The organism is uncultured Succiniclasticum sp., from assembly GCF_902793885.1.
Classification (GTDB): Bacteria; Bacillota; Negativicutes; order Acidaminococcales; family Acidaminococcaceae; genus Succiniclasticum.
The window spans coordinates 24,185-47,007 of sequence record NZ_CADBFF010000018.1 but is presented as its reverse complement, the minus strand read 5'-3'; the positions used below and the strand labels follow the sequence as shown (position 1 = coordinate 47,007).

At 51.9% G+C, this 22,823-nt stretch carries 20 protein-coding genes and 3 tRNA genes; 1 reads left to right on the top strand and 22 read right to left on the bottom strand.

The window, feature by feature from the left end; translation table 11 throughout:
• Positions 1 to 118 precede the first annotated feature (118 nt).
• The 4 genes from QZV31_RS09405 to QZV31_RS09390 form a co-directional block, all read right to left on the bottom strand.
• Positions 119 to 3,013: a response regulator gene (locus tag QZV31_RS09405; protein ID WP_295359886.1), complete on the bottom strand. Its 2,895-nt coding sequence runs from the start codon at positions 3,011 to 3,013 to the stop codon at positions 119 to 121.
• A 294-nt stretch (positions 3,014 to 3,307) separates the two neighbouring features.
• On the bottom strand, positions 3,308 to 5,734 hold the full coding sequence (locus QZV31_RS09400; protein WP_295359885.1) for a DNA topoisomerase 3: 2,427 nt from the start codon (positions 5,732 to 5,734) through the stop codon (positions 3,308 to 3,310).
• A gap of 45 nt (positions 5,735 to 5,779) precedes the next feature.
• A complete protein-coding gene (locus QZV31_RS09395) occupies positions 5,780 to 7,051 on the bottom strand; it encodes a histidine kinase (RefSeq protein ID WP_295359903.1) in 1,272 nt (423 codons plus the stop codon).
• Complete coding sequence (locus tag QZV31_RS09390) at positions 7,051 to 7,650, bottom strand: response regulator (protein WP_295359883.1); 600 nt, start codon at positions 7,648 to 7,650, stop codon at positions 7,051 to 7,053. Before QZV31_RS09390 ends, QZV31_RS09395 begins: the two co-directional genes overlap by 1 nt.
• Positions 7,651 to 8,001: 351 nt before the next feature.
• Between QZV31_RS09390 and QZV31_RS09385 the strand changes: the two genes are divergently transcribed.
• Positions 8,002 to 9,462, top strand: coding sequence for a sensor domain-containing diguanylate cyclase (locus tag QZV31_RS09385; RefSeq protein ID WP_295359881.1), 1,461 nt, complete (start codon positions 8,002 to 8,004; stop codon positions 9,460 to 9,462).
• A gap of 97 nt (positions 9,463 to 9,559) precedes the next feature.
• Here QZV31_RS09385 and QZV31_RS09380 read toward each other — a convergent pair.
• From QZV31_RS09380 to QZV31_RS09295, 18 genes are all read right to left on the bottom strand, one after another.
• A tRNA-Trp gene (locus QZV31_RS09380) sits at positions 9,560 to 9,635 on the bottom strand.
• 1 nt (position 9,636) lies between these two features.
• Positions 9,637 to 9,712, bottom strand: a tRNA-Gly gene (locus QZV31_RS09375).
• 1 nt (position 9,713) lies between these two features.
• Positions 9,714 to 9,790: transfer RNA gene (locus tag QZV31_RS09370), tRNA-Asp, on the bottom strand.
• 57 nt (positions 9,791 to 9,847) lie between these two features.
• Positions 9,848 to 10,441, bottom strand: a complete 594-nt coding sequence (gene pyrE, locus QZV31_RS09365) for an orotate phosphoribosyltransferase (RefSeq protein ID WP_295359879.1) — start codon at positions 10,439 to 10,441, stop codon at positions 9,848 to 9,850.
• A complete protein-coding gene (gene pyrF, locus QZV31_RS09360; RefSeq protein ID WP_295359877.1) occupies positions 10,435 to 11,160 on the bottom strand; it encodes an orotidine-5'-phosphate decarboxylase in 726 nt (241 codons plus the stop codon). Before pyrF ends, pyrE begins: the two co-directional genes overlap by 7 nt.
• 65 nt (positions 11,161 to 11,225) lie before the next feature.
• Positions 11,226 to 12,161 carry a dihydroorotate dehydrogenase gene (locus QZV31_RS09355; RefSeq protein WP_295359876.1) on the bottom strand — a complete coding sequence of 312 codons (936 nt, stop codon included), beginning with the start codon at positions 12,159 to 12,161 and terminating at the stop codon, positions 11,226 to 11,228.
• The gene (locus tag QZV31_RS09350; RefSeq protein ID WP_295359874.1) at positions 12,155 to 12,928 is read right to left on the bottom strand and encodes a dihydroorotate dehydrogenase electron transfer subunit; all 774 of its coding nucleotides are present in this window, start codon (positions 12,926 to 12,928) and stop codon (positions 12,155 to 12,157) included. The genes QZV31_RS09355 and QZV31_RS09350 overlap by 7 nt, the downstream gene beginning before the upstream one ends.
• Positions 12,929 to 13,008: 80 nt before the next feature.
• Positions 13,009 to 14,301, bottom strand: a complete 1,293-nt coding sequence (locus QZV31_RS09345) for a dihydroorotase (RefSeq protein ID WP_295359873.1) — start codon at positions 14,299 to 14,301, stop codon at positions 13,009 to 13,011.
• Positions 14,285 to 15,244 carry an aspartate carbamoyltransferase catalytic subunit gene (locus QZV31_RS09340; protein WP_093730425.1) on the bottom strand — a complete coding sequence of 320 codons (960 nt, stop codon included), beginning with the start codon at positions 15,242 to 15,244 and terminating at the stop codon, positions 14,285 to 14,287. The genes QZV31_RS09345 and QZV31_RS09340 overlap by 17 nt, the downstream gene beginning before the upstream one ends.
• Positions 15,245 to 15,523: 279 nt before the next feature.
• A complete protein-coding gene (locus tag QZV31_RS09335; RefSeq protein WP_295359871.1) occupies positions 15,524 to 16,879 on the bottom strand; it encodes a hypothetical protein in 1,356 nt (451 codons plus the stop codon).
• Between the two features lie 56 nt (positions 16,880 to 16,935).
• Positions 16,936 to 17,139, bottom strand: a complete 204-nt coding sequence (locus QZV31_RS09330; RefSeq protein WP_093730423.1) for a hypothetical protein — start codon at positions 17,137 to 17,139, stop codon at positions 16,936 to 16,938.
• 11 nt (positions 17,140 to 17,150) lie between these two features.
• On the bottom strand, positions 17,151 to 18,155 hold the full coding sequence (locus QZV31_RS09325; RefSeq protein WP_295359869.1) for an electron transfer flavoprotein subunit alpha/FixB family protein: 1,005 nt from the start codon (positions 18,153 to 18,155) through the stop codon (positions 17,151 to 17,153).
• Positions 18,142 to 18,342, bottom strand: coding sequence for a 4Fe-4S dicluster domain-containing protein (locus tag QZV31_RS09320; RefSeq protein ID WP_218118214.1), 201 nt, complete (start codon positions 18,340 to 18,342; stop codon positions 18,142 to 18,144). The genes QZV31_RS09325 and QZV31_RS09320 overlap by 14 nt, the downstream gene beginning before the upstream one ends.
• A 10-nt stretch (positions 18,343 to 18,352) precedes the next feature.
• On the bottom strand, positions 18,353 to 19,147 hold the full coding sequence (locus QZV31_RS09315; protein WP_295359867.1) for an electron transfer flavoprotein subunit beta/FixA family protein: 795 nt from the start codon (positions 19,145 to 19,147) through the stop codon (positions 18,353 to 18,355).
• 296 nt (positions 19,148 to 19,443) lie between these two features.
• Entirely contained in the window at positions 19,444 to 20,391 is a 948-nt protein-coding gene (locus QZV31_RS09310; RefSeq protein WP_295359865.1) for a dipeptidase, read from the bottom strand.
• A 178-nt stretch (positions 20,392 to 20,569) separates the two neighbouring features.
• Positions 20,570 to 21,109 (bottom strand): rubrerythrin, encoded by a 540-nt coding sequence (gene rbr / locus QZV31_RS09305; protein ID WP_093730419.1) that lies wholly within the window; start codon positions 21,107 to 21,109, stop codon positions 20,570 to 20,572.
• Positions 21,110 to 21,237: 128 nt separating this feature from the next.
• Positions 21,238 to 21,597, bottom strand: coding sequence for a CGGC domain-containing protein (locus tag QZV31_RS09300; RefSeq protein WP_295359863.1), 360 nt, complete (start codon positions 21,595 to 21,597; stop codon positions 21,238 to 21,240).
• A gap of 21 nt (positions 21,598 to 21,618) precedes the next feature.
• Positions 21,619 to 22,746, bottom strand: a complete 1,128-nt coding sequence (locus tag QZV31_RS09295; protein ID WP_295359861.1) for a hypothetical protein — start codon at positions 22,744 to 22,746, stop codon at positions 21,619 to 21,621.
• Positions 22,747 to 22,823: the final 77 nt, after the last annotated feature.

Below are 22,823 nucleotides of genomic sequence, written 5' to 3'. Positions count from 1 at the left end.
ATTCCTCTTTTCACCCGCGCTGCATTGCGGAATACAGGCGCGGCATTTAAAAATGTAGCGGTTTTTTTAATTGTATTTAATCAGTGTCTCCTTAAACGCGTTACGCGTATTGTCCGTATTATTGTATCAGGCTCTCTAACGTGGAGAATAACGCGTCAGCTTCCACCGGTTTGCTGAGGTGGGCGTTGAGCCCCGCCTGCAGGCTTCGCTGAACATCTTCGTCAAAAGCATTGGCCGTCAGGGCGATAATGGGGATCGTTTTCGCGTCCTCCCGGTCCATGCCGCGAATGACGTGGGTCGCCTCCAGTCCGTCCATTTCCGGCATCCGCATATCCATGAGGATCGCATCATAATACCCCGGTTCGTGACCTGCAAACTTATCCACGGCAATCTTTCCGTTTTCCGCCACGTCCGCTTCAATCTCCCGCATCTGAAGAACCATGACCATGATTTCCGCATTGACGGCCACGTCTTCCGCCAGCAGGACACGGCGACCGCGGAGGTCCGCCTTTTGATTCTGCATGACCGCGCGTTTCTTCTGGAGCGCGTTCCGGAATTCATCCAGCACCGTAGCCGCAAACAGCGGCTTGGGCACAAACGTGTCCACACCGGCGTGAGCCGCTTCATCGGCAATATCGTACCAGTTGTAGGAAGTCAGGATAATGATGGTAGCATCCTCGCCAATGATGGAACGAATTTGCCGGGTGGTTTCCACCCCGTCCATTTCCGGCATCTTCCAATCTACCAGAATCAGGTTATAGGGTTCCCGGCGAGCGCGGCGCACCCGCACCATCTCCACCCCTTCCCTGCCGGACAGCGCTGTTTCGCAGTTAATACCAACCTGCCCCATTACTACTTTTGCGTGTTCGCAGGCAACGGGATCGTCGTCGATAACAAGCACGCGCATATCCTGTGGCTGCAGGTGTTCCGTTTCTTTCTCCTCTGCTTTACGGCTCGAATCAGCCAGTGTAACGGTTACGGTGAACGTGGTACCCCTGCCCTTTTCACTTTCCACTTCAATATTACCGTTCATCAGCTTCACCAGGCTTTTGGTAATAGACATGCCCAATCCTGTACTGCCGTACTTGTTTGTAGACGAGGAATCCTCCTGGCTGAACGCGTCAAAAATTTTCGGCAGGTATTCTTTGCTCATGCCGATGCCTGTATCGCTGATGATAAAACGCAATGTGGAGTTTCCTTCAAACCGCGCCACATTCTGTACAAGGAAGCGCACCTTTCCGCCCGCAGGCGTGAACTTCACCGCATTACCCAGAATATTGATCAGCACCTGCCGCAATTTCATATCGTCGCCGATGTAATAATCATTGACATTTCCTATGATGCGGCATTCGTAATTCAGCCCCTTGTCCCGGCACTGGCCGCTGATCATGGTGTTGACCTGTTCCAGGGTCTGGGTGAAGTAAAACTCCTCCTGCCGGATCATCATGCGCCCCGACTCGATGCGGGACATATCCAGGATATCGTTGATAATACTCAGCAGATGATGGGCGGACGCGCTGATCTTTTCCAGCGACTCCCTGGTCTTCGGGGAAAGATCCGGATTGTTCAGGGCAATATTGTCCAGGCCGATGATGGCGTTCATGGGCGTACGGATCTCGTGGCTCATGCTGGAAAGGAACGCCGTTTTAGCCCGGTTCGCCTGTTCCGCTGTAGCCAGCGCGTCATTCAGCGTCTGGGCGGTTTCCATATTCTTCCGGGTTTCCGCATCCACATCGGTAAAGCAGAGGCCCACCGCATGTACGATGTGGTCGTCCCGGTCTTCCGGATGGCGTACGCCGGCAATCTTGGTCATCTCATAGGTTTCCTTCCCGTTCCGGCTCACCATATACCGGAACGCAATGACCCTCTCCTCTTTCAGCGCTTCCCGGATCGCATCCGGACAGGTAAAACGCAGGAACTCCTCCCGGTAGGACTCTGTCACATATTTATTGGCATATTCGGTTACGGTGGCAAGGTACGGGAAACGTTCCCCCACCTTAAGGCCGTCTTTGATATCGGCATGGTCCTGGTAACAGACCCCTTCGTCTTTGTCAAGTTCGATATAATAGACGCTCCAGTAGTCGGAGGACAGCGCCGTAATCAGCTTATCCTGCCGTTCCCGCAGCAATTGCTGAGCCTGGAGCTGTTGCTGCAGCGCCTGCCAGTCCCGCACGTCTTCATCTACGTCCCTGAAACCCAGCACGACCCCGATTCTGCCGTCAGGCATATTCGCCCGGGCCACTTCAATCCGGTAATAACGATGGCTGCCGTCCTTCATCAACCGCTGATAGCTGATGCTGAAATGGGGCCGTTCCTTCAGGCGGCTGAGGATCCGGTCCCGGGACAGTTCCGCCCGCAGGCGTTCCTGATCTTCCGGAACAACGGTATGGCGGATATAATACTCCCTGATTTCGGCATAATCCGCCAAACCCGTTCCGTTTAATTCCGGCTTGTCAGGGACAAGGATGCCTTCCTCATTGCGGATATAACGTTCATAATCATCCGATTCCGGATCCTTGAGCAACCAAAGGGCACGGTAGGATTCACTGAGGGCATCGATGAGCGCCTGCTGGATGATCTTATCGGATTCCATCCGTTCGTGCATTTCCGTAATATCGGAAATGAAAACGTAGTAAATTCCGCCGTAGGCTTCCGTATCCGTATAATGACCGTAGTCATCCACCCAGCGCACGGCGCCGTCCCTGCGGATGATGCGGTATTCCACATAATCCATAAATTCTTCGTTTTCCTGGACCTGACGCTGGATGGTTTCGGATACAGTATCATAATCATCCGGGTGCAGCATGCCTTTGAATGTATAACCTGTAAGTTCTTTGAACTCTTCCAGGTTTTTACAGCCGAAAATATTCAGGACAGCGCGATTAGCATACAACAGCTCTTCCGGCATCTCCTTTTTGTAAATAAAAAAGCCGCCAGGCATATGCCTTCCTATTTCTTCGACGATATGGATCGTTTCTTCATTCAGCTGGAAGCGTTTTCCGAACATTCCCATACGTTTCCCTCCTTGCACAGGGCAGGATGTCTCCGCAAGTCCTTTGCCCTGTTTGCATCGCTAACACCGTGTCAGGTTAAAAACAAATCTGTATCATTTTCATATAATTACAATAATTCAATTTATTATACCATATCAGTGGCATGAAATTCCACATAATTATACGTATTACATAGGAAAAATAAAAAATCCGGGCGATGATGCCCGGATTCTGGTTCAATTTTTATGTTTATTTAATCCTATGTTATGAAGAACAACGGTTCATTCGCAGGTACCCCGCTGAGGCTTTTGCGATTATAATTTCGGTCTGCCTTTGCTGTCTTTATAAATCGTCCGGCACTGAGGACAGGACCAGAAGAAACCGTATCGTCCTTTCTTCTTTTCCAGAACCGCGTTGTCTTGCGGACAATGCTCGATCACCGGGTTCCCTTCTCTATCCACAGCATAGAATACAGTCTTTTTCGTAAGCGGTGACACACAGGTTTTATCGTCACAAACGTAAAAATACTGTTTTGTCTTTGGAGAGTAATGGCGATTCAGGGTTTCTTTACCGCAGACAGGGCAGGTAAAGGTCTGCGCCGGCGTTTCCTCCTGCCGTTTCATAACCGGCTGCCCGTTTTTGTCAACATCATAGTAGACAGGCTTGCCCGTGGACGGCGATACACACGCCTGGTTATCGCAGACGAAGAATGCTTTTTTCGTTTTCCGGGAAAAATGCTTCACCAGATTCCCCGTTTTGCAGAGGGGACATTTTTCCATTATGTAACCGGGAAACTGATGTGCTTCCGCGTACGCGATGTTGCGATCAATGGTATCGTAAACATCCTGCCTGAATTTTTCCACGGACCCTTCCCCTGCCGCAATTTCCGCCAGGGCAAATTCCATCTCCGCCGTAGTGTCCGGTTTCGTCAGCGTCACATCCACGTTGTCAATAAGCTGGAAGCCAAGTTCCGTCGGCACCAGTTCCTTTTTCACCTTTTCCATAAACGGCATCTGGGTCTGCCTGTTTCCGCGGATGCCTTGTAATTCGGAAATGATGGTGTCGCGGGTAGCAGGCGTACCGATGCCCTTTACTTCCTTCAGTTTGTCCCGGTTGGGATTCTTCGGGTCCATGAAACGGTAGATGTTGGCCATGGCCGCCAGCAGCGTACCTTCCGTAAAGCGCTTGGGCGGTTTCGTTTCTTTTTCCAGCAGATCCACCGCATCGGGCTTGCCCAGGTTTTCCCCTTTGCTCAGGTTGGGCAGGGACAGGTTTTCGTCTGCCTGCGTTTCCGCTTCTTCGTCCTGTGCATTGTCTTCCCCTGTTGCCTTTTTCCGTTTGCCGGCAGCAGATACGACAGCTTCTTCACCGGACGAAGCGGCTGTGGTGCGACCGGCTGACGTCGTTTTCCCCTGTCCTCCGAACACCGCTTTGAAGCCCGGTTTTAATATGACCTTGCCGCTTCCTTTGAACAGTTCGTCTGCCAGCATGATTTCAAAGGTAATGGTTTCAAACTCACAGGGCGGATAGAACTGCATCACATACCGCTCCGCGATCATAGTGTAGATTTTTTCTTCCGTTGCGCTTAACTGCATCGGGATTTCGCCTGTGGGAATGATGGCGTGATGGGCCGTCACCTTTTTATCGTTCCAGGCCCTGGAAAACAGAGACACGTCTGCCCCGGCCGCGCCTCTCACATTACGGGACGCCAGTCTGTCCAAAATACGGAACGCGTCTTTGTGCTGGGCCCGGGGAATGTAGTTGCAGTCCGAACGGGGATACGACACGTACTTTTTCTCATACAGAGACTGCACCGTGGACAAAGCCTGCTTTGGGGAAATGCCGAAGCGCGCGTTGGCCTCCACCTGCAGCGTGTCCAGCGAATACGGCAGAGGCGGCGCCTCCGTTCCTTTTTTCCGCGTGACCTTCTGCACCATGCCATCGGCAGGCAGTACTTTTTCCCGTACTGCATCCGCAACCTGTTTGTCCAGCAGTCGTCCTTCCTCGTCAAGGGCTGTTTTCTTTTCATCCGGCTGCCACAAAGCGGTGAACCGTATCCCCTCTTTTGTAAAAGCAGCTTTCAGTTCGTAATATTTGCGTACCTTAAAACTTTGTATTTCTTTTTCCCGGTTGACCACCAGCGCCAGCGTCGGCACCTTAACACGCCCGATGTTCCAGACGGCGCCCGGGGAAAACCTGGACGCATTAGTCGTATAGCAGCGGGTCAGGTTGATGCCCACCAGCCAGTCCGCCTGCTGCCGCGCCAGTCCTGCCGCATACAGGTTTTCATATTTTGCGTTGTCTTCCACGGTATCAAAGGCCCGCTTCATGCTCACGTCGTCCTTGGCGTTGATAAGAAGGCGCTGCACCTTTCCTTCGTAATTGCAATAATGCAGAATCTCCTCAATCAGCAGCTGCCCTTCCCGGTCCGGGTCGCCCGCATGGATGACCACGTCCGCCGTTTTCAGCAGGCCTGACACTACCTTGAACTGAGCGGCTGACTTGGTAATCACATCGTGTTTCCAGACTTCCGGAAAAATCCGGTAATTCTTCCAATTGGCGTACCGTTTTTCATATTCCTCCGGCGTCGCCAGTTCCAAAAGGTGTCCTACCGCCCAGGAAACAATAGTGTCGTCCTTCCGGTAATACCCTGTACATTTTTTATAACCTCCGGACGGCCACAGGTAATCTGCTATGGCGTTAGCTATGTCCGGTTTTTCTGCAATATAAAGTGTCTGCATAAAATCCTGTTACCCTTTCTGATTATTTATTGAAACACTAATAATTTATGTTGTTTCAGGCAATATCACTTTTACCACGGTCCCTCCCCCTTCGCGGAGCATCACCGTTAATTTACCGCCGCACATGATTTCCAGGCGCTGCTGTATGTTCGCCAGGGCGATGTGCGGCTCGCTTTCGTCCATATTAGCCTGCGCAAAACCGGGGCCGTTGTCTTCCACGGTAATTTCATGGCCGGCATCCGTTTCCCGGGTACGGATACAAATACGAAGAGGAGCGGAATCCGGGTCCATACCGTGCTTGACGGCATTTTCCACTATCGGCTGCAAGGTCAGAGGCGGCACACGAAACCGGGTATGAGGCGTATCGTATTCAACGAAGAGGCCGTCTTCAAACTGTACCTGCTCAACGGCCAGGTAGGCGCGGGTGTGCTCCAGTTCATTCGCAAAGGGGATGGTATTCTCACTGGCAATCGCAGAAAAGTTCTTACGCAGGTAAGACGTGAAATCCAACGTGACCTGCTGGGCCTTTTTGGAATCCTGTGCGCAAAGGTAATAGATGCTCATCATGGTATTGAATATAAAGTGAGGCCGCATTTGCAACACCATGATGCTGGCGCGCTGATGGGCAATTTCCCGCTGCTGTCGCATATACTGCTCAATCTGGTCGCACAGGATAATACCAAACATCGAAAGCATGGAGAAACCCAGGCCGAAGACAACGAGCAGGGGCACAAAGATAACCGCATGGATAAGCGCAGCAACCGTCATCGGCAGCAGGTGAATCAGGAATGCGACATAGTATTTATCAGGCAGTCTTTTCCGCCTGCGAATCACGCCTGCCAGGTTGAGAAGCATAATCGCAGCAATGGGAGCCACCAGCAACGGATGCCAGGAACCGCGGATAAAGTCGTTATCCGGTGTAACGTAATACAGGAAGGTCGTACACTGGGCAATTCCCAACAGGATGAAGTATATACCCCACAAACCGATTACTAGGCGGAAGAGCGTGCTCTTTCGAAGGTCTTCCCCGCAAAAGTGCAGCAGATACCCCGTAAACATGGGCATTGGCAGCGAGACGAGAAGGTATTGAAAATAGACGTCGATTTGTTCTGCCAGCGCCATGTCCCGGAACTCATATACGATCAAATCGACGAGGAAAGCTCCCATAAGCAGCAAAAGAACGGTAAAAAGAGCTGTGAAAAAGCGTCGGTTCCAACGGTTCATACCGGGCATGAAGACGGAAACGCCAAGTCCCAGCACTGTCAATGTCAGCATAGCTGTGCATAATGAGTAACAGAATAGAGTGAACCAGTCCATCAATCACCTGCACCTCCTGACGAAAACGGATAGCGCAGGTTTTTGAGCTGGGCACGAACGCCGTCCGGCGTAATCGGCTTCAGCAAAAAACCGCTGGCCCCGGTGCTCCATGCGTCATAGGAATACTCTACGTAGGCAGTCAGGTACACCACGTTTGTCCGGGGATTCAGGGCAAGCAGCCTGCGGCAGAGATCAAATCCGCTATTTTTCCCCATTTCAATATCAAGAAAAGCCAGTGCGACCCGGTTCGTTTTTGCATATTCAATCGCTTCTGACGGCCGGGTAAAGCCGGTGACCTTTGCATTCGGCATAACCTCTTCCAGAACAGGCAGCGCGCCGGAAAGGAATATCTTTCCGTCGTCGACCATGATGACATTGGGAATGTTGTCACTTTCCGCCGCTATGCTCAGCAGGGTACTGAAATCTGTGTTGAAACAGCTGGAAAGTCTGGAAATCATTGCAGCGTCCGGCAGACGGCTTCCATTTTCCCAGCGGGCGACCGTGGAACGGGTTACGTACAAACGTTCTGCCAGTTCCCGTTGGGACAGCCCCTTTTCTGCTCTTAGTTTTTTCAGGGTTTCTGAAAAGATAACTCTCATGGTATAAGCTCCATTCTGTATTGCTATTTTAAGGAGACGCTGATTAAATGAGTTTGTGCGATGACCGAGGGCTTTTTGCGACTGACAAGGAAATGACCCGAAGGCGCAGCCGTAGCTGCGTTGAGGGTCATTGACGCAGTCAGTCACAAAAAGCACCGGTCAGCGTGCAGACGAATTAATCAGCGTTTCCTTAAGTGTAACCATGAACATCGACAAAATCAAGCGGCATTTTTTAAAACAGTGTGACTTTTTGGAACCCCCCTTGACGGTGATAGCGGATAGTAAGAAAATATAAAGCGAAAATGCAATATGATGAACATCGCATCACAACAATCATCCGGAGGTAAAAGAGTGCAGACAGAAAACAGCAATGCCGGGACTGAACGAAACGCCCTGTCAAATAAGAACATAACGACCAGAGAGTATGCCGACCTGCTGCAGGAGAACGAACGGCTTCGAAAAGCCTGTAAAAAAGAACGGAGCAACGGCATTATTTATGCCCATATTGCCCATGCCCTTACCCGGGACTACACCGACTTATTCTACGTCAATATGGACACGGATGAATATATCGAATACGTCACTGACGATGCGCGCGGTGTACTGGTCGAACGCAGGCGGGCTGCAGATTTTTTTGAAAGCTGCGGACGGGAGGCCAGGTTGTATGTGCATCCGGAGGATCAGGAAGCGTTTGTGCACGCCATGAACCGGGATTTCCTCACTGAAGCGCTGGACCGGTCCGGGGTATTTGATATGACCTATCGCAGGATCAAGGACGGAAGGACGTTCTATGTGCAAATGAAGGTTTCCCGGATGAAAGACGATCCCCGCTTTATCGTTATAGCTGTTTCGGATATCGACGAGCTCGTGAAAAAGCGTCGCACAGAAGAACGGATAAGGGAGGAGCGCATGATTTACGCCCGTCTCCATGCCATCACGGGCAACTATATTGTAATCTATGTTGTAGACCCGGATACCGATACCTACCGTGTATTCAGTTCAGTCACTGCGTATAAGGAAAACTCTTCGTTAGTAAGGAAAGGAAAGGACTTTTTTGAGAAAGTCCGGGAAGTAGCCTGGCAATATTCCTACCCTGCAGACCTGAGTCGTTTTCTCGCAGTTTTCACCAAAGAAAACATTATGGCCGAGATTGAACGCAGCGGCATCTTTACGCTGAGTTACCGCTACATGATGAAGGGAAAACCGATTCATGTCCAGATGAAGGCTGCGATGGTGGAAGAAAAAGAAGGTCCCCGCCTGATCGTCGGTCTCAATGATATTGATGTACAGGTCCGGCAGGAGAAGCTGATTGAAGAGCGCCTTGCAGAGGCGCAGGTTCAGGCCACTGTCGACGCTTTGACCGGTGTCAAGAACAAACATGCCTATCTGGAAGCAGAGTCACAGATGGACAGCCTGATTGCGGAGCACTGCGCACCGCTGTTTGCGATCGTGATGCTGGACATAAACGATTTGAAGAAGGTCAACGATACAGCCGGCCATCAGGCAGGAGACCAGTATCTTCGTGATGCCAGCAAAATTATCTGTGACATTTTTAAACACAGTCCCGTGTTTCGCATTGGCGGCGACGAGTTTGCCGTAATCGCCCAGGGAACTGATTATGCCTGTCTCGAAGAAAGGCTTGGGAAAATGCAGGACCACAATGCACAGGCATTAGTATCCGGCGGTATCGTCATTGCCTGCGGAATGGCAAAATTCGAAAATGACACCTGCATAGCCACGGTATTTGAACGCGCCGATCATACCATGTACGAGAATAAGAGCAGACTGAAAGCGGAACGAAACGGTCAGTAACCGTCCGCTGTGCCAGAAACGCATATCCCTGAAACCGAAAAAGATGCAAATTAAAATCCCCTCAAATCCTCCATCGGACTTGAGGGGGTTATTTTTATGGCAGGGGCAGAAAGAATCGAACTCTCAACACACGGTTTTGGAGACCGTTGCTCTACCAATTGAGCTATACCCCTGTGGAGCGGAAAACGAGACTCGAACTCGCGACCCCAACCTTGGCAAGGTTGTGCTCTACCAACTGAGCTATTTCCGCATGGCGACCCGGACGAGACTCGAACTCGTGACCTCCGCCGTGACAGGGCGGCATTCTAACCAACTGAACCACCGGGCCGTTTGTCAGTTCACCTGACGTTTTAGAATTATATCACAGGAAAACAAAATACGCAAGTTATTTTTTAACCGGGTTGTTTTTCCCGGTACTGCCCCGTTTAGTCAGTTCCACACCGTCATGGCACAGGGGGCAGTCTTCCGCTTTAAAAGTAGGTACGTCCAGATGCAGCAATGCTTCTGTCCGCACACCGAAATCTACCTTGCCTCCACTGCGGTCTACCAACAGACCCACGCCGATTACATTACCACCGTGTTCCCTCACCACGTCCATCACTTCTTTTACGCTGCCGCCGGTGGTCACTATGTCTTCTACTACCAGCACCCGGCAGCCTTCCGGAATCTGAAAGCCGCGTTTCAGGGTCATCTTACCGTTTTCCCGTTCCGTAAAGATGGCGCGGGTTCCCAGTGCCTTGCCGGTTTCATGGGCCAGCAGGATGCCGCCGGTAGTAGGACCTACCACCAGTTCGATGTTGTCGTTGGCGTAGCGTGCGGCAATCTCCTTGCACAGTTTTTCCGTATAAGCGGGATGCTGCAGCACGTTGAATTTTTCCACATACATAGGGCTGTGCAGGCCGCTGGTCAGCAGGAAATGCCCGTGCAGGACAGCCTGGGTTTCTTCCAGCAGGTGCAGTACTTCTTTTTCGCTTAACATAAAAGTGCCTCCTTTATTTCTTCTACAATAGCTGCGGCCGCCTGTTTTCGATCCGCCGCTTTCATGATGGGACGCCCCACCACGATATGGGAGGAACCGTTGGCAAAGGCTTGAGCCGGTGTGGTCACGCGGCTCTGGTCGTCCAGGGCGCTGCCCGCCGGACGCACGCCGGGGGTTACGATGAGGAAGTCCGGCCCACAGGCTTTACGGATCTCCTCCGCTTCTTTAGGCGACGCCACTACCCCGTCCAGTCCGGCTGCTTTGGCCAGCTTTGCCAAAGCCAATACCTGCTCCGCAATGGTATTTTTATAATTCAAATCGGCAAACTGCTCCTCGTCCATGCTGGTGAGGATGGTGACCGCCAGCAGCTTCGGGCGTTCTATGTCAAGTTCTGCCGCTTTTTCTCTGATGGCAGCCGCTGCCGCTTCCATCATCTTTTTTCCGCCTACGGCATGGACGTTGATCATGTCCACGCCCAATTTCGTTTCCACTTTCAGGGCGCTGGCTACCGTATTGGGAATGTCCTGGAGTTTTAAGTCAAGGAAGACTTTCTTGCCACGCTCTTTCAGGAAACGGATCATCTCGTTCCCTGCCGCGTAATATAGTTCCATACCGACTTTATAATAGATTACCGCGTCCCCGATTTCCTCCACGGCCTGCTTCGCAGCTTCTGCCGTGGGAAAGTCCAGGGCTGCGATGAGTCTCGGATCGCTCTGCATGTTGTCACCTCTTTTGTACTCAAAAACCTTACACAGCCATCAGTGTTTTCCTAAAAGCCGGAATATCAGCATCGTCCCGGAAGCGCCAGCCCGATCATATCCTGTATCTTTTTGATATTGTGCTTGTCCATGTATTCCAGAATGTCAAGACTGATGGTCTCCGCAATGGCCGGGTTCACAAAGTTAGCCGTGCCCACGGCAATGGCGTTGGCTCCCGCCAGGAAGAATTCAATGGCGTCTTCCGCGCACATGATGCCGCCCATGCCGATAATAGGAACCTTCACCGCCTGGGCTACTTCATAACACATGCGCACCGCCACAGGACGGATGCAGGGGCCGCTGAGACCGCCAGTCACATTGCCCAACACAGGACGCTGACGGTGGATGTCGATCTTCATGCCAAGCAGCGTATTAATCAGGGAAAGGGCGTCCGTCCCTGCGTCTTCCGCCGCTTTTGCCATTTCCGTAATACTGGTCACGTTGGGGGAAAGTTTGGTGATGACCACCTTGGATGTATTCTTTTTCACTTCTTTGACTACCTGGGCCATGCTTTTGGCGTTGGTGCCGAAAACCAGGCCGCCGTCTTTGATGTTGGGACAGCTTACGTTGATTTCCACCGCGTCTACGCCTTTCACGTCCAGCTTCGCTGCCAGTTCCCCGTATTCCTCCGGACTGGAGGCGTCGATGTTGACGATGACAGGCACGTTATATTTTTTCAGTTTCGGCAGCGTCTCTTTTAAAAAGTAATCGCTACCCGGGTTCTCCAGACCGATACAGTTCAGTATGCCGGAAGGGGTTTCCACCACCCGCTGGCCTTTATTGCCTGCCCGGGGCGCAAGGGTGGTGCCTTTCACCGTAATGGCTCCCACCTTTTCCAAGTCCAGAAAATCCGTAAATTCCAGACCGAAACCAAACGTTCCGGAAGCGGTGGTCACCGGCGTTTTCATTTTCAGCCCGGCAACGTCCACGGCCAGACGGTTATGATACAGATACCTTACCATTCCGTCACCTCCTCCGCCCAGAACACAGGGCCGTCCTGACAGACCTTGACGCGTTTGCCGATGCCCTGACAGCTGCAGGACAGGCAGGCGCCCAGTCCGCAGGCCATGTACCGTTCCAGTGATACCTGGCATTTAATGCCTTTTTCCAACACAGCAGCAGAGACCGCTTTCATCATGGGCGCAGGGCCACAGACATACACACAGTCGTAATGAATACGCCGCAGCAGCAACGGCAGTTCCGCCATAACGGTACCCTCCGTACCTAACGACCCGTCGTCAGTGGTCAGGCCCATCCGTTCCACCAGATTCTGATACATATCTTTCCAGAACAGGTCGTCCGCCGTTCTTCCACCCATGAGCACATCCGGCCTGATGCCGGCTTCTGCCATACTTTCCGCCAGAAACAGCAGAGGCGCCAGTCCGGTACCGCCGCCTACCAGCAGCGGATGTTTTGCGCTGCGGTCAAAGCCGTGGCCCAGGGGACCCACTACGCTGAGCCTGTCTCCGTTGCAGACGTCACCCAGAATGTTCGTCGCTTCACCCACAAACCGGTAGACCAGACGCACCACGCCCCGCTTTCTGTCCACCCCGGCAACGCCCAGGGGACGGCGCAGCAACGGCGCAGTACGCCGGGAAACCTGCACGTTGACAAACTGGCCCGGTACCGCTTCCGCCGCAATTTTCGGTGCAATCATGTCAAGTTCTCTTGTGACAGCGTTTAACACCCATTGTCCAATCACTTTTGCTTCTTCGATATATTTAGTCATTCAAATCCTCCGGTATATTTCCGGTTTCAGATAAACAAACCCTCAAAGCTATTTTGCAAAACCTTTGTCAGTTTAGGGAATTACTTTTCGCACACTGCGCCGTCTTTCATGACGAACTTGCCGGCTACCACCGTCGCAACGGCTTTGCCCTTGCACTGTTTGCCTTCAAACGGTGTAACCTTGCCAACTGTGTAGAACTTTTTGGAGTCTACCGTCCATTCTTTATCCAGATCCAGAATGGTAATGTCCGCCGGGGCGCCTGCTTTTAAGGTGCCGGCTTTCAGGTTAAAGATTCGGGCCGGACTGCAGCTCATCTTGTCAACGACCTGTTCCAGCGTCAACACGTTCTTGTGATACAGTTCTGTCAACACAACGCCGACTGCTGTTTCCAGTCCGCAGAAACCGTTAGGAGCCTTGCGGAATTCCACGTCCTTTTCTTCCGGGGCGTGGGGGGCGTGATCTGTGACGATTATATCAATGGTCCCATCCAACAGGGCGGCCCGCATGGCGTCCACGTGATCCTGGCTCCGCAAGGGAGGAGAAACACGGGTAGCCGTGCTGTAACCCAGGCAGGCTTCATCCGTCAGGGTCAGGTGATGCACGGTGACCTCTGCCGTTACCGGATAGCCTTTGGCCTTGGCCTGGCGAATGATATCCGCCGCGCCTTTGCTGGCCACGTGGGCAATGTGGATATGGGCTCCGGTGTAACCGGCTACCAACACGTCCCTTGCTACCGCGATGTCTTCCGCTACGGAAGGTACGCCGGGCACACCAATCTTTGCAGAAACCGCGCCTTCGTGCATGTAACCGTCCGCGTTCAGTTCACTTTCAATGCTGTGGGAAATCAGGGGTGCGTCAAAGCTTGTCATATATTTGGCCGCGTTCATCAGCAGGCGGCTGCTGTATACGTAATGACCGTCGTCGGAAAAAGCTACCGCGCCTTTTTCCAGCATATCGCCCATCTCCGCCAGTTCCTTCCCCTCTTCGTCCTTGCTGATGGAACCGATGACTTCCACGTTCACATAGCCTTCCTTTGCAGCCCGTTCTTTGATACCGCTGACCACGATGGAAGTGGAAATGGCAGGTTTCGTATTGGGCATGCAGGCGATGGTGGTGATGCCGCCGGCCGCTGCCGCCATGGTACCGGTGCGGATGCTTTCCTTGGCTTCCAGACCCGGCTCCCGCAGGTGGGTATGCATGTCGATGAAGCCGGGAGCTACTACTTTGCCCGTAGCGTCATACGTCTCATCGGCTTTGTCCGTTATGTTCTTTGCAACTTTTGCGATTTTCCCGTCTGCTACCAGCACGTCGCAGATTTCATCCAGTTTCTGAGAAGGGTCTACCACCCGTCCGTTTTTAATTAGCAGCTTCAATTTGTTTACCTCCAGTCAGTGTCAGGAATAACAGCGCCATACGAACGGCCACGCCGTTCTGCACTTCGTCGCGGATCGCCGCCTGGTCGCAGTAACCTACGTCCCAGGAAATTTCCAGACCCCGGTTCATGGGACCGGGATGCAGTACCACGCAGTCCGGTTTCGCCAGCTTCAGTCGCGCTTCATTCAGACCAAAGATGCGGGCGTATTCCCGGGGTGACGGGAACAGACCGCTCTTCTGGCGTTCCAGCTGGATCCGCAGCACGTCGATGACATCCGCGCCTTCGATGGCTTCTTCGATACGTTTGTGATAGGTCACGCCCAGACTTTCAACCGCGTAGGGCATCAGGGGACGGGGTCCCGCCACGTGCACATCCGCGCCCATCTTGTTCCAGGCCGCAATATTGGTGCGGGCCACCCGGCTGTACAAAATGTCGCCCAGGATGACCATTTTCTTTCCTTTTAAATCTTTCAGTCCCTTTTCCCGCAGGGTAAACATGTCCAGCAGTCCCTGGGACGGATGGGCATGGGCGCCGTCGCCGGCGTTGATGATGACCGGCTTTGCCACGTCCGCAGCATAAACGGCAGCCCCTTCAATGGGATGGCGCATGACAATGGCGTCGCAGCACATGGACTGCACGGTGAGGATGGTGTCCCGCAGGCACTCGCCCTTTACCACGCTGGATGTGGAAGTCGTAATGTTGACCACGTCCGCCCCCAGGTATTTGCCCGCCAGTTCAAAGGACGTACGGGTCCGGGTACTGGGCTCGTAGAACAGGTTGATGATAGATTTGCCCCGAAGGGACGGTACTTTTTTGATGTCGCGTTTCATAATCTTTTTCATTTCCGCAGCTGTCTGCAGAACCAGATTGATTTCCTCGACGCTGAAGCTCTCCAGGTCAAGGATGTCCCTGCCCGCCAGGGACACAGTCGCTTTTGCCATTGCAGTTCCTCCTGTCTGATGTTGGAAAATCCGCCTGCCTTTTGTTTTGTCAGCCGGTTCTGTCAACGCCGGACCTGAACATAGGCGGTTTTCCCAAAAAATAAAAGCCTTCTCGTCCCACAGGATGTAAGAAGGCTTAATTTCTTCCATAATAATACTTTGCTAAGTCACCTTACAGCCTCACAGGACCGATTTAAAGGTAATGCATATTTAGTTTTGTTAATTATAACACGAAGCGTCCGGAGCTTCAACTAAAAATTCTGTATACATAAAAGCTCTTTACGAAATTTCCTTTATCAATTCCATATGCTGATCTGACAACAGCGAAGGAGTGACGACTTCCGTCATAAATTCCCACTGCTTACTGCTCCGGGAGGGCCGTGTGTTCCGCCAGTATTCCGCTGCCATCTGCAGAAACAGCCGTACCCGCTCTTTACGCCTGCTATTATCAGGCACAGCAGAAAGCCACTCCCGCTGCCAGGAAACAAAGATTTCCCATTCGTCTTTCATCCGAAGCCGGGCACAGGCCGCTGCCATATCCCTTACGTTACGAAGAACAAAACGGATTAACTCCAGCGCCTCTTCCTTTTCACCCAGCACATTCATCTTTTGTTCCACCTGATCCAGAATTCCAGACTCCCGGATTTCCGTTTCCGCTTCCACGACGTTTTCAGACTTCAGAGCGTGACGGTAACGTCGCATGCCCCACTGCAACAGGGCAAGAGAAAACAACTGACAGGGATAATACAGCCGGAACGCAATTTCAAAATTATCCCATTTGCTCTGCATCTGCATATGGATAGAGATATCCGCCATCACCTTTTTGATCAGCGCAACATCCCGCACGGAACCCAGACACAGGCACAGGTCTGTTAACAGCAGTCCGGTTTCTTCTTTCCAGTCCCGCTGTGCAATCTGCGCTGCCGTATTGCTCCATTCCATGACGAACTGCTGCCGTACGACCGGTTCTTCAGAACTGCGGCGCAACACGTTACGGCTGAGAGAGCACACTGTCACAAGGGCATTAGTCTGACGTCTATCCGCCGCCACAAACAGCAAACCGGACAAAAGGCCAAGGAGCCCCGGCGTAACTGAAATTCGGTTATCTTTCCAGTAACGGTCCAGTGCGTTCACAAGCTCGCGGAAATCCTCTTCGTTACGAGAGCGCAAGGCTGTATTGGTCACATTCTTAAACTGCAGATATCCCTGCTCAATCAGTTCCTGATCTTCCTGTTTCAGCAGGCGCAGACCGCTGAGTACTGCTTCTCCGCATAAACGGCCCAGCAACGGAATGTCCCTCTTATAGGCCATGCATCCCAAAAAACCGGCCTGTTTAAATAACTCTTCCCGTACGGACGGATGGGACTGCAGCGTTCTCCGGAAGATGCCCATGTATTTCTCGACATTTTCTTCTTCCCTGCTCCGCAGGTAATACAGGCCTCCATCCTTCAGCTTCGCTGCCAGTTCCTGAGAATACTTCTCGTTTTCCACCATCATGTTGAGCAGCTTAAAGTTCGGTGCCTGCAACAGCAGTTGCCGGCGCCGTTCTGCCTTTTCTTCGTCCAGTTCCTGATCCAGCCGTTTATCAAAATCTGTATATATTTTTTTAAAAATGCGTTCTTCCTGATTTGCCATAAACTTCCCTATTGCGTACTGTTTCCCAGTACAGTTGCTTCACAACACACTTCCGCTCATGGCCGAAAGCCATGCTCAGCCAAAACCTCGTAAGCCTCTTCCGCTTCCGAAACAGGCACAGAGATTTCTATGGCGGCAGCCTTACCATTGCGATGCGAACCCACTGCCTTCAGCTGACACAGAAACCCGTTGTCAGCCAGCAGCTTTTTCAGACTTTCAGCCCGTTCCTGTGTCGGGGCAATATAAATCACTTTCCACACAGAACCGTACCTCAGGATTCTTTATAAGCTTTGATCTTCTCAATCAGCTTGGGAATGACAACGTGCACATCCCCTACCAGGCCGTAATGAGCCACTTCAAAAATCGGCGCGTTCTCATCTTTGTTGATAGCCACGATCACTTCGGATTCTTTCATACCGCAAATATGCTGCAGCGCGCCGGAAACGGCACAGGCAAAGTACAGTTTCGGTGCGACGGTTTTGCCGGACTGCCCTACCTGGGAGGCATGGTCTACCCACTTTTCATCTACAGCCGCGCGAGACCCTGCAATCGCCGATTTTTCAAACAGGGCAGCCAGGTCTTCCAACACCTTGAAGCTTTCCTCGTCGCCGAAGCCACGACCACCGGTGCAGATGACTTCCGCATCTTCAATCTTCAGCTTTCCGCCAGTGGACAGAGGTTCCTTCTTCAGAATCTCCACTTTGCTTTCCACTTTATTTTTGACAGTGTAATTGATTACTTCGCCCTGACGGCCGGCGTCCGGTTCCATAGGTGTAAAAATCTTGGGACGTACGGAGCCCATCTGAGGACGGATGTCGGAGCATACGATGGTGCCCATCAGGTTGCCGCCCAGCGCAGGCCGTGTCCATTTCAGAAGGCCGTTCTCGCCCATTTCCACTTCTGTGCAGTCCGCGCACAGACCGGTTTTCAGGCGGGCTGCCACACGGGGCGCCAAATCCCGTCCGTCAATGGTAGCGCCAAACATGATACCGTTAGGCTTGTACTCCTGCGCCAGTTCACAGATGGCATTGGTGTACAGTTCCACATTATAATCCGCATATTCGTCGCCCAGCACGGTGTACACCACATCCGCGCCCTGAGCAATCAGTTTTTCCGCATGCCCATTGTTCTCCCTGGCGATCAGGATGACAGCGGTATTCTGCCCGACCGTGTCGGCCAGGCGGCGGGCCTGCCCCAGCAGTTCATAGGTCACGCCAAGGGTCTCGCCATTTTCCAGCTGGGCTACTACCCAGATTGCATTTTCAGTCTTTGCCATTATTGAAATCCTCCCTCGGAAGAGTTATTGCGTCCATAGGACAATCATATATACACGCGCCGCATTCCACACAGCTCTGTTCTCTGACAGAAGCTTTACCGTCTTTCACCTGTATGGCGCCCGTAGGACAGATTGCCGCGCAGTTCTCGCAGCCTGTGCAGCGTGTAATTTCAACGTTAACTGCCACGATACACGGCTCAGCGTTTTACCACGCCGGCTTCGATCAGCTTTTCCACCAGCTTGTCCACGGCTACATCCACATCCTCTTCTTTGATGATCTGGGTGTCTACCTTATGCACTTCCGGCGTAAACACTTTGATAACACGTGTCGGGGAAGCTTTCAGACCTACGTTGGTAACATCCAGTCCCAGGTCGGCCGCGGTCTTGACAGGAATCTCCGTCTTGCGGGCTTTCATTTTGCCGCGGATGCTGGCAAAGCGCAGCTCTTTTTCCGCACGGGTCATGGTCACCAGGAGCGGTGCCGGAACAGCCAGGGTCTCCGCCCAGTTTTCCGTTTCCCGTTCTACTACAAACCGACCGTCGGTAAACTCCACTTTCAGAGCGGAAGTAACCTGCGGGATGCCCAGATGCTCCGCCATTTCCGGTCCAACCTGCGCCGTGCAGCCGTCCGCCGCTTCCCGTCCGCAGAGGATAAGGTCGTATTCGCCCAGATTTTTGACCAGGGCAGCCAACGCCATACTGGTAGCCAGCGTATCGGAACCGGCCACCACCCGGTCGGTGAGCAGGTACGCTTCATCCGCGCCCAGTGCGATGGCATCCTTCAGGATATCCTTGGCCTGAGGCGGTCCCATGGTAACAACCGTTACCTTTGCACCGTATTTATCTTTCAAAATCAATGCGGTTTCCAACGCTTCCGCATCATAGGGATTTAAGATGTTCTCCACCCCGTCCCGGACCAGGGTTTTGGTTTCCGGATTCAGACGGATCTGCGTCGTATCCGGCACTTGTTTTACACAGACGATAATGTTCATGTGTGCCTCCTGCTTGTGTAGTCTTTTATGCATACAAAGGAAAAAACTCTCTTCGCCTCAGGCAAAATAAGTCCTCTCTCTTTGCAACCACGTCGCACCTGCAACGTTATAGTACATTATATCATATAATGATATGATTTCCAAATAGAAAGACGTATCCGCAATAGAATTTATCAGAGCAGATTCGGTTCAGATAGCAGTCCGGATTCATATTTCCTCAGGGAACAAGGATTAAGGAAACGCCGATTAATTCGACTGCACGCTGACCGGTTCTTTTTGTGACTGACCGCCTCAACTCACAGCACCTTTTCCAGATAGGCAATGCCGTTCTTGTACGCCAGTTTCCGTATCGTTTCGTCACTGAACTTCTTGCTTAATAAATCAAACAACGGCACAAAATCCTGCACGCCGCACAGATTATATGGCGGATGGCTGATGCCGTCAAAGTCGCTGCCGAATCCCAGATAATCGTCGCAGCCCATCACGTCCATCATGTAGGCCAAATGGCGGTACACGCTTTCGATACAGGCGTCGTTCCAATCCTTTTCCAAAAACTGCCCCGCAAAGTTAATGCCTACAAAGCCGCCGGTTTTGGCCAGCGCTTTCAACTGGTCGTCCCGCAGGTTCCGGGGATGGTCGCACAGACTGTAAGCGCAGGAATGGGTAGCGATGATGGGCTTCGTACTATGTTCCAGCACGTCCCAGAAACCGTAAGTGGAAATGTGGGATACGTCCACGGCCATTCCCAGCCGGTTCATCTCTGCCACCACCTGACGCCCGAACTGAGTGAGGCCGCTCTTGCTGCACTCTTCGTTCACACCGTCGGCAATATCGTTACGGTTGCTCCATACCAGCGTCATGCAGCGGACGCCCAGTTCATAATAGACGCGCAACACTTCGATGCTGCCATCTAAGGCGCCTCCCTCTTCAATGGCCAGCAGTGTATTGAACTGCCCGTTAGGCAGTTGAGCCAGGTCTTCCTTCTTTAAAATCCTGTGCGCACGGACGCCCTTCGATTCCAGTTCTTTCAGACCCCGCAGATACGTGTCGATCAGCTTCAGCGTATAGGTTGCGCCCGCCCCTGTCCGGAACACTTCTGTGGGAATGAACATGGCCATAAACTGCAGGCCGCCTCCATTCTTTATGATCCGAGCCGCATCCAGCATCAGATCGTTGGCATACAGGCTCTTATTCTGTTTGTACAGCTCGCTTAAGGTATCGCAATGACAATCCACTAAAAACATACTATATCAGGCTCCTTATAAAACGATAATGAAGAATAGCTTGTACAGACAAACCATGATTAAAGAGACGCATCTCCCCCGGTTGCTGCCTGTTTACCGTATAATATAAATAGAAACAAAACAGGACCGGTAAACGGAAAAGACCGCTGCGCGTCAGCACAGCGGCCCCTTTTACATTTTAATAATTTTCCGCATGAATTTCAAAGTAAGCCTGGGGATGCGCGCAGACCGGGCAGATTTCCGGCGCCTTTTCACCTACTACAATGTGACCGCAGTTCCGGCATTCCCAAATCTTGACAGAGCTCTTCTTAAATACTTCCTGGTTCTCCACGTTTTTCAACAGGGCGCGATACCGCTCTTCATGATGCTTTTCAATCGCAGCGACCATGCGGAACTTGGCTGCCAGTTCCTTGAATCCTTCCGCTTCCGCCGTTTTGGCAAAGCCTTCGTACATATCTGTCCATTCGTAGTTCTCGCCGGCAGCCGCTGCAGCCAGGTTCTCTGCGGTGCTGCCAATGCCTTCCAGTTCCTTGAACCACATCTTGGCATGCTCTTTTTCATTATCCGCCGTCTTCAGGAACAGTGCGGAAATCTGCTCAAAGCCTTCCTTCTTTGCTTTCGACGCAAAATACGTGTACTTGTTCCGCGCCTGGGATTCCCCTGCAAAAGCGGCCTCTAAATTTTTCTCGGTCTGGGTTCCTGCGTACTTGTTAGCCATACTGATTCCTCCTTAACTTTTTTAACGATAATTATATGGTTATTAAGGATAATATAATTAAAAGAAATTGTAAAACACTGCTACGCAACATCGTTCCTTTTCTAACCATTAACGGTACGTTTTAAAAATTAATGGTGCGTGCCGTACACCACTTCTACGCCCTTGCTCTCCAGATAGTCTTTCATCTTTTCCACCCAGGGACAGCGTTTTTTCAGTTCCGGATTGTCTTTATCCTTTTTGTTGGTACAGCTGCTGAAGTGAACCACATCCACCGGTTCTTCCGCCAGGCGGTCCAGTTTTTTCTTCAGCCCCTCGTCGTTCTCCACTGTCTGCCCGCAGCCGTTACAGGTCAGGCTGGCAAACAGTTCCAGTTCTTCGTCCCCGTAGCGTTCAAATTTTACGGTATGGCTGTTAAAGGATTTCATGCAGGACGCGCCTACGCAGCGCATACTTACATCCAGACAACGGATGATGGCAACTTTTTTCATCTGATTCCTCCCAGAGCCCTCTTACAGATTGTTCTCTTTCTTAAACTGCGCTAAGAGTTCCAGCACTTTGGTCTTCATGTTGCCGCCTTCGGCAAAACGGGCCGCATTGCCGTTCACACCGTCGATCATAGCCTGAGCACGGTCTTCCTGCATCTTCAGGATGTTGGCAACCGGTTTTACCAAGTCTGCATATTTGCCGTTCATGTCGCCGTTGACTTTTTTGATTTCAGCCAGCGCGTTTTTGCCCAGATCCAGCAGCGCCGATTTATCAATGGTTCCGGAGTTGATGGAGTCCGCTAATTTCTTCAGGGTTGCTTCGTTTTTATCCGCAAAAGCCACAAAATCTTTCACGAAAGCGGTTTTGTCTGCTGCGCCTGCTTTGGCTGCATCACCCGCAACGGCTCCCGCTACGGCGCCGGCCAGTTTCTTCATGTCCCAGCCCTGGGGTTTCAGTTTTTCAAAGATTCCGTTCAGGTCCAGACCTTTCAGGTTCGTGATGCCGTCGCCCCAAATCAGGTCCTTAATGGCAGCTTTTGCCGCTGCAAAACTGAACACACCGTCTTTGTTTTCCAGAACCGCTTCTTTGTTCAGGGCCACTTTGCCGGCCGCATAATCAAAGGCCACGTTGCAGAAGTCCAGCGATTTGCCGTCTTCGCCAACTTTTAATATCCACGCATAGGCTTTTTTGCCCAGATCGTCAGTTACAACATCCTTAGGATTATAGTATCCGGTGATTTTTCCGGCTGCGTCTTTCATGGCTACCCAGCCGTTCTTTTCCAGGTCTTCAATCTTAAAGGTCTTCGGGTCGATATTCAGGTTTCCTGCAGCGATACCGCGGCTGATCTTTTCAGACAGCCCCGTGGCCTTGCCCATCAGGTCTGCCACTTCTTTTTCCGCCGCCGCATTGCCTTTAGCCGCTTCTTTCAGCTTGGCAATTTTGTCCATCAGGCCTTTGAAACCTTCCGTCGCTTTCTTGGCCGCATCGCCTTTCAATTCATCGGCAGCCAGCTTATCCACATTACCCAGCAGGGTGCCGATTTCCGTTTTCAGTCCTTTGATCAGCTCTGCTTTTTTGTCTCCGCCGCCACAGCCTGCCACCACGGACAGGGATAGCAGCATGGCCATCACAACCATCAAAAATTTCTTCACAATACTTCCCCCTTTATAATTTTATTACAGGAACCTCTCTCTTGTTTCTGTATTTATATTTTACCACTTCTGTAAAA